7 protein-coding genes and 1 tRNA gene are annotated in these 6,790 nt (G+C 64.1%); 5 read left to right on the top strand and 3 right to left on the bottom strand.

Going from position 1 to position 6,790, the window contains the following annotated elements:
* Positions 1-105 precede the first annotated feature (105 nt).
* Positions 106-1,497 carry an ISNCY family transposase gene (locus VMD50_RS25450; RefSeq protein WP_325431969.1) on the top strand — a complete coding sequence of 464 codons (1,392 nt, stop codon included), beginning with the start codon at positions 106-108 and terminating at the stop codon, positions 1,495-1,497.
* Between the two features lie 146 nt (positions 1,498-1,643).
* Here VMD50_RS25450 and VMD50_RS25445 read toward each other — a convergent pair whose 3' ends face one another.
* A complete protein-coding gene (locus VMD50_RS25445; protein ID WP_325431966.1) occupies positions 1,644-1,853 on the bottom strand; it encodes a hypothetical protein in 210 nt (69 codons plus the stop codon).
* A 207-nt stretch (positions 1,854-2,060) separates the two neighbouring features.
* Between VMD50_RS25445 and VMD50_RS25440 the strand changes: the two genes are divergently transcribed.
* Both VMD50_RS25440 and VMD50_RS25435 read left to right on the top strand, forming a co-directional pair.
* On the top strand, positions 2,061-2,732 hold the full coding sequence (locus VMD50_RS25440; protein WP_325431964.1) for a hypothetical protein: 672 nt from the start codon (positions 2,061-2,063) through the stop codon (positions 2,730-2,732).
* Between the two features lie 367 nt (positions 2,733-3,099).
* Positions 3,100-4,323 carry an ATP-binding protein gene (locus VMD50_RS25435; protein WP_325431962.1) on the top strand — a complete coding sequence of 408 codons (1,224 nt, stop codon included), beginning with the start codon at positions 3,100-3,102 and terminating at the stop codon, positions 4,321-4,323.
* A 73-nt stretch (positions 4,324-4,396) separates the two neighbouring features.
* Here the strand turns inward: VMD50_RS25435 and VMD50_RS25430 are convergent, their stop codons facing one another.
* Both VMD50_RS25430 and VMD50_RS25425 read right to left on the bottom strand, forming a co-directional pair.
* Positions 4,397-4,792 (bottom strand): hypothetical protein, encoded by a 396-nt coding sequence (locus VMD50_RS25430; protein ID WP_325431960.1) that lies wholly within the window; start codon positions 4,790-4,792, stop codon positions 4,397-4,399.
* A 611-nt stretch (positions 4,793-5,403) separates the two neighbouring features.
* A tRNA-Leu gene (locus VMD50_RS25425) sits at positions 5,404-5,486 on the bottom strand.
* Between the two features lie 441 nt (positions 5,487-5,927).
* On the opposite strand from VMD50_RS25425, the gene VMD50_RS25420 reads away from it, so the two are divergent.
* Together VMD50_RS25420 and VMD50_RS25415 are read left to right on the top strand one after the other, a co-directional pair.
* Complete coding sequence (locus VMD50_RS25420) at positions 5,928-6,308, top strand: hypothetical protein (protein WP_325431958.1); 381 nt, start codon at positions 5,928-5,930, stop codon at positions 6,306-6,308.
* Positions 6,305-6,655, top strand: a complete 351-nt coding sequence (locus VMD50_RS25415; protein WP_325431956.1) for a DUF3817 domain-containing protein — start codon at positions 6,305-6,307, stop codon at positions 6,653-6,655. The genes VMD50_RS25420 and VMD50_RS25415 overlap by 4 nt, the downstream gene beginning before the upstream one ends.
* Positions 6,656-6,790: the final 135 nt, after the last annotated feature.

The following is a 6,790-nucleotide window of genomic DNA, read 5'->3' as shown; positions in this document are numbered from 1 at the left end:
TAGCTACTTCGACCTGAAAAAGTCGGCGCGTTGATGCACGGTCGGATGGGGCTGAGCTGGGAGGATGGCCTCAATGCCCTTGTTGCGGAAGGGATTGAGGCCATCGTGTTTCGTACTGTAGGCGATCAGTGCTCGTTATGGGAGTCGGTGCTGCCGGAGGAGTTGCGGCGGTTGCCCGAGGAGTTGGCTCGGGTGGACGCGTTGCTGGACGATCCGGCGTTCTTCGCACCCTTCGTCTCGTTTTTCGACCCGCAGATGGGCCGGCCATCAACGCCGATGGAGACCTACCTGCGGTTGATGTTCTTGAAGTTTCGCTACCGACTGGGCTATGAGGCGTTGTGCCGGGAGGTCGCCGATTCCATCTCCTGGCGTCGGTTTTGCCGGATCGCGCTGGACGGGTCGGTGCCCCATCCCACGACGTTGATGAAACTGACGACGCGGTGCGGCGCGGCGGCTGTCGAGGGCCTCAACGAGGTGCTGCTGGCCAAGGCGGTCGAGGCGAGGCTGGTGCGCACCAACAAGGTGCGTGCCGACACCACCGTGGTGGAAGCCGATGTCGGATATCCGACTGATTCGGGCCTGTTGGCCAAAGGAATCGGGGCGATAGCGCGCAGCGTGCAGCGGATCAAAGCCGCTGGTGGCGCGGTGCGTACCCAGGTGCCTGACCGGCGCCGGTCTGCGGGCCGTCGGGCCCGTTCGATTGCGTCGAAGTTGCGGTTGCGTGGTGCACAGCAGCGTGATCAGGCCCAGGCCACGGTACGGCGGATCACCGGTGAATTGGCCGGCATCGCCGAACAGGTCATCTGCGACGCCGCCACGGTGATCCGCAACGCCAAACGCGCAGTTCGTCGCGCCAGCGGGCGGCGTCAAGCCCGGCTGCGCCAGGCCATCAACCACTTGACCACCGTCGTGGAGCGCACCCAGCGCGTGGTGGCCCAGACCCGAAGCCGGCTGGCCGGGGTGATGCCCGACTCAAGCAGCAGGGTGGTCAGCCTGCATGATGGCGATGCGCGCCCGATCCGCAAGGGACGACTGGGCAAGCCGGTCGAATTCGGCTACAAAGCCCAGATCCTCGACAACACCGACGGGGTCATCCTCGACCACACCGTCGAGCTCGGAAACCCTCCCGATGCACCGCAATTGGCCCCCGCGATCGAACGGATCACCCGCCGCACCGGGCGCCCACCACGGGCAGTGACCGCCGATCGCGGCTATGGAGACGCATCGGTCGAACATGACCTCCACCAGCTCGGGGTGGCGAATGTGGCCATTCCACGCAGGAGCAAACCCGGCGCCGCCCGCCGCGAATTGGAACACCGACGGGCCTTCCGGGAAAAGATCAAATGGCGCACCGGATCCGAAGGCCGAATCAACCACCTCAAGCGCAGCTATGGCTGGAACCGAACCGAGTTCACCGGCATCGACGGCGCTCGAACCTGGTGCGGCCACGGTGTCTTCGCCCACAACCTCGTCAAGATCAGCGGCCTTGCCGCATGACACCGACATCACCGCCCAGCGACCCGCCAGATATAGACCACACCACACCAACCGCCAACGCGACGAGGTCTGTTTTTCAGGTCTTAGTAACTAGTTGCCCGGGCCGCCCCTGCTCCTCGGGGGCGGCCCGGGCAGCGGGTTCAGGTCTACTTCTTGCTAAGCGCCTTTAGGTGCTCCTTGGCAGCCTCCCGCGCGTGCTCGAGGGCCTCAACGTGGTGGGCATGCGCCAAGTGGGCCTGGCTGCCGGCCTTCTCGAGCGCTCCCTCCGCGTGGTGCTTGGCGGCTTCCAAGTGGTGCTTGGCGGCTTTTTCGAGATGTTCAGCTGCTTGCTTGTGGTGTTCGGCCGCGTTCGACATTGTCCAAGCCCCTTCCGACGGGGATTTCATTCTTCAGCGAGATCGCAAACACTAGACCCTGGAGGTAACAACGAGTCGGTCTACATCTAAATAGTTTGACGGGGCCGCCCCTGCTCTCCTCGGGGGCGGCCCGATTGAGCACCCCGGTTCTCAGTGACAGTTGTCACGCCATCGGCGCAGGCTACGAAGCGACCAGGAGAACCCACCATGACCGACGACAACGACGACCAACCGGCTACAGTCGCGGGGCCCGGTGAGGACGCGACTGCGATCGTCTCACCGTCGGCCGAGGCTGCGCCCGAGCTGGCGTGGTCGGTCGATAATGCGGAGCAGCCGATCCGACGCCAGTCATGGGGGATGGCATGGGGTCAGGCAGTGGTGATCGTCGCGTGTGGGCTTGCGCTGGCGATCGCGATCGGCGCCGCGGTGTTCGTCGCCGAGCAGACGCGCCAGCGGAACGGACCGGCAACGACATCGGCCCCGATGCCCGCTTCGGCACTTCCGCCAATCTCCTCTGCGACGCCGTCGGTGGCCATTCCTGCGCCGAGTGCGCCGCCCGTGACTTCAACGGTGACGGTAGCCGCTCCGGCCCCAGCGCCGCCGCCACCTGCACTGCCCCCAACCGAGGGCAATTTCGCTATCTGCCCCTCGGGCCATGCGGGCGTGGCCACCACGGTCACGTCATGCGCCTTCGCCGACAACGTGCGCAAGGCCTACCTAATTCAAGGCGGCCCCGGGGTTCTGGCCTATTCGCCGGTCACCGGAGACACCTACACCATGGAATGCATTGGCGGATTCACCGCGCACCTGAGCGACGGCGAAGTGGTGCAAGCTGTGCGGTGCACGGGCGGCAACAACGCCGTCGTGGTGGTCTGGTGAGCAAGACGCAGATCGGACCAGGAAGCCGCTATGGCCTCTAATGACGACGACCACGATCCGCCGACGACCGTCGGTGCCGGCGGCGAGCCGACCAGTGAAGTGCCGTCGCCCCGCGCCGAGCGCCCGCCGAGCTGGCGTGGCCGGCCGAGGAGCCCGCGACGCTCGCGGTGCCGGGTCTGTCGCCTTCGCCGGCCGGGGGGTCGCCCCCACGCTGATCGGCGCGGCGACCGGCGCCTACAGGGCCCGTGGTATGCGGGTTGACCGGGCATTAAAGGCGGCGCACGGACGCGCCCGATCCGCAGTGCCGCGCCGCTTACAAGCTTTAGTACGTTTTATCTGGATCTAAAAAGATGATGTAAAGCTTGTAATGGACCCGCACTCCAACCCGTACACGCCCAACGCGGGCGCAACACCGCCATTGGTCGTCGGTCGAGACGACCAACTGGCCTCGTTCGATGTCCTGTTATCAAGGCTTGAGCGTGGCCGCACAGAGCAATCAATGATCATCACGGGGCTGCGTGGAGTCAGCAAGACGGTGCTACTGGGACAGTTCCGAAAGAAGGCCACTGCCCGCAAGTGGGCCACGATCGACCTAGAAGTCAGCAAGCACGATAACGACGACTTCCGCCGCCAGCTCGCGCGAGGTTTTCGATCCGCCCTGTTTGAAATGTCAGCGAAGGCACGCTGGGGCGATCGAGCGCGGCGACTGGCCGCAGTGATCAAATCCTTCACCTTCGCCATTGATCCGGATGGCAGGATCACAGCGGGCCTCGATACGGATGCCGCGGAAGGGGTAGCGGACTCAGGCGATCTCGCATCCGACCTCACCGAACTCCTTGTGGCCGTAGGCGAGGCTGCCGTACAGCACAGTACGGGCGTCGTGCTGCTGCTCGACGAGATTCAGTTTCTGCGCCGCGAGCAGCTAGAAGCGGTGGTCGCCGCGATCCACAAGACCGTTCAGCGAGAACTTCCGATCACAATGGTCGGAGCCGGTCTACCCCAGATCGCTGAACTTGCTGGCGAGGCGAAGTCCTACGCCGAGCGCCTTTTCAAGTTTCCCGACATTGGAGTGCTTTCCGAAGCAGACGCGAATGCGGCGCTTCATGAGCCTGCTATGCAGGAGGGTGTCAGCTTCGAGTCCGATGCGCTGCAACTCGCGTGCGAAGTGACGGGGCGCTATCCCTATTTTATCCAGGAACTCGGCTATGCCGTCTGGCCGCTGGCGTCCGACAATCGAATCACGCGCACGGATGTCGAGTGGGCTCAGCCTGTTTATGAGGAGAAGCTCGACAGCAGCTTTTTTCGAGTGCGGCTGGATCGCGCCACCGAGCTCGAACAGGCGTACTTGAGGGCAATGGCCGAACTTGGTCCGGAACCGCAACTTGCCAGCGCCGTCGCCAGGCTCCTCAATCGGAGCTCGGAGCAGTGTGGACCAACCCGCGCCGGGTTGATTGAGAAAGGCCTCCTGTATACGCCGAGTCACGGGTATGCGGCATTCACGGTCCCGCATTTCGACCAGTTCATGCGGAGGTCCGTACCGACACTTTCCGTGCCTGCCGTGAGGCAACGGCGCAAGCGAGGCAAAGGCTGAAAACACCTTGCACGAGCCAAGTGTGGCAGATCTGCCACACTTGACGACCGCCCGCGCTATAGCAGCCCCTGATCTAATCCTGGGGCGGCTCGTCCAGAAGCTCTGTGATCGTGATGGTCGCGTCCTTGACGGCGCGAATGCGAAATCGCATGTCCAGAAGGTGCGTAATTTGCCGAAGCAAGTCGAACGGGTCGATGCCATTGTGGATTTGGATGTTGACCGCTCTCAGATCGGACAAGTCCGAGGGCGGGCTTTGACCCCACTCCGACCTCGGCACCGCGATGACGTGAAGGTTGTGCATGCCCGTTTCGCTAGCGCCGAACTCGAACCCCACGATCTGCCACTCGTCGTGGTCGATCCCGGTAAGACTGTAGACATCCACGGTTCCGGTCATCTTCTGATCGAGTTGTGCTGTGCCGATCCAGTCGGGGTAGGTCACCGAAGCGTCGCCCCACACGTATTCGTCCATGACTCCACCTTTCTCGCCGCCATGAGGTTAGTCGAGCGGTCCGACATGCCTCGCTTGAGCGCGCAGGGCGGCGTGTCCTGGGTGCCGGGGAGAATTAGCCTATGAGCAGACACCCCCGCCCCTGCCTCGGCACACGCGGCGTCCGCTGCCCTGCCCTCACACGTGACGCATCCGGGCGTTGCGACACGTGCCGGCGCCAACATCAGAAGCTGCACGACCTCGAGCGCCCCAGCCCCACCGAGCGCGGCTACGGCGCCGAACACCGCCGCCTCCGCGAACAGTGGGAGCGGCGGATCGCCACCGGCACCGTCATATGCGCGCGACCCGACTGCGGCGAACCCATCCATCCCGGCGAACCGTTCGACCTCGGCCACGACGAACACCGCAACTACCGTGGCCCCGAACACCGTGCCTGCAACCGAGCACCAATTGCCACTGATTGCCGCGCGCAGGCAGCCAATTCACGCCAGAAGGGGGCACCGGAAGAGGTTCGGTGGCCCCCACCATGTGCGCCCGGAGCTGGGGGAAGTCGACCACCGGAAGGCCGTCCTCTTCAAGCTAGCAAAGATGAAAACGTCTGTCTAACAGCGCAAATGGCATTACCGCATCGGTGCGGGCGGAGGGATTCGAACCCTCACGCTCTTTCGAGCAATGGCACCTAAAGCCATCATGTCTGCCATTCCATCACGCCCGCAGCGTGCCGATCGTACCGCTCGATACATCTGAAACTTGTCGGCGTTCTCTCCTGGTTTTGGGTTCATCACGATGACGACAGGGGCACAAACTTGCGGTCAGCGCAGGAGTTCGCATGGTTCCGGGCCGAAGCACATGAGGCCCATCCGGCTAGAACCCTGGCAGCAACTGCTGGTCAACCAGGCGACGTAGGAATTCATTCGCGGTCTGATTGACAGCGACGGGTGCCGAGTGGTGGCGAATGATCGCGGCGTGCGTAGCGTGCGCTAGCACTTTTCGAATCGGTCCGACGACGTCCGCGGTTTGTTCACCGGGGCTCTCGACGCTCTCAAGATTTCGTGGACCCAGCCCAGCCAGTACGTTATGGCCGTCTATCGCAAAGCCGCGGTGGCGCGCCCCGACGAATCCGTCGGTCCCAAATCGTGAGCGGTACCGTCAAGGGGTGCCGACTACCCGCCGTCGCAGGCCCGCGCTGATCGCCCTGGTGATCGCCGCGGCATGCGGCTGCCTGGCCCTGGGCTGGTGGCAGTGGACCAGGTTCCAGTCCGTCTCGGGCACCTTCCAGAACCTGGGCTACGCGTTGCAGTGGCCGCTGTTCGCGTGGTTCTGCGTTTACGCGTATCGCAAGTTCGTCCGCTACGAAGAGGCGCCACCGGAGCCGCACAAGAGTGGCGAGATGACCGAGATACCCGCCGGACTGCTGCCCGAGCGACCCAAGCCGGTGCAGCCACCGCCCGACGATCCCGCGCTGCGGGAGTACAACGCTTACCTGGCCGAGCTCGCCAAAGAAGATGCCGAGAAGCAGAACAGGACCACCGCATGACCACACCCGAGACACCCGGGGCGCCGGCTCCCGCCTTCCCCGTCGAGAAGATCCGCACCGCGTTGCTCGGCTACCGCATCATGGCGTGGACGACGGGTCTGTGGCTCATCGCGCTGTGCTACGAGATCGTCTCGCACCTGGTTTTCCACCATGAGATCCGGTGGATCGAGGTGGTACACGGCTGGGTGTATTTCGTCTACGTGTTGGCGGCGTTCAACCTCGCGATCAAGGTCCGCTGGCCGATCGGCAAGACCATCGGGGTGCTGCTGTCGGGCACCATCCCGCTGCTGGGCATCGTCGTCGAGCACTTCCAGACGAAGGACGTCAAGGCCCGCTTCGGGCTGTAGGGGCCGTTCGATCAGATCCGCCACATCCGGCGCTCGCGGGGACGATGCACCTTGTGTCCGCCTCGCAGCGACAACTTACTTACCGGCCATGCCGGGCAGCCCACACCTGGGCAGTTGTCGCTGCAAGGCGGACAA

The sequence above is a fragment of the Mycobacterium sp. genome (genome assembly GCF_035506235.1).
GTDB lineage: Bacteria > Actinomycetota > Actinomycetes > Mycobacteriales > Mycobacteriaceae > Mycobacterium.
The sequence above is the reverse complement of the archived record's forward strand: the minus strand, read 5'-3'. Positions and strand labels throughout refer to the sequence as shown.

Coding starts and splice junctions, on each gene's coding strand:
- VMD50_RS25445 (WP_325431966.1), bottom strand. CDS start 1,853: ATGTCGAACGCGGCCGAACACCACAAGCAAGCAGCTGAACATCTCGAA.
- VMD50_RS25440 (WP_325431964.1), top strand. CDS start 2,061: ATGACCGACGACAACGACGACCAACCGGCTACAGTCGCGGGGCCCGGT.
- VMD50_RS25435 (WP_325431962.1), top strand. CDS start 3,100: ATGGACCCGCACTCCAACCCGTACACGCCCAACGCGGGCGCAACACCG.
- VMD50_RS25430 (WP_325431960.1), bottom strand. CDS start 4,792: ATGGACGAATACGTGTGGGGCGACGCTTCGGTGACCTACCCCGACTGG.
- VMD50_RS25415 (WP_325431956.1), top strand. CDS start 6,305: ATGACCACACCCGAGACACCCGGGGCGCCGGCTCCCGCCTTCCCCGTC.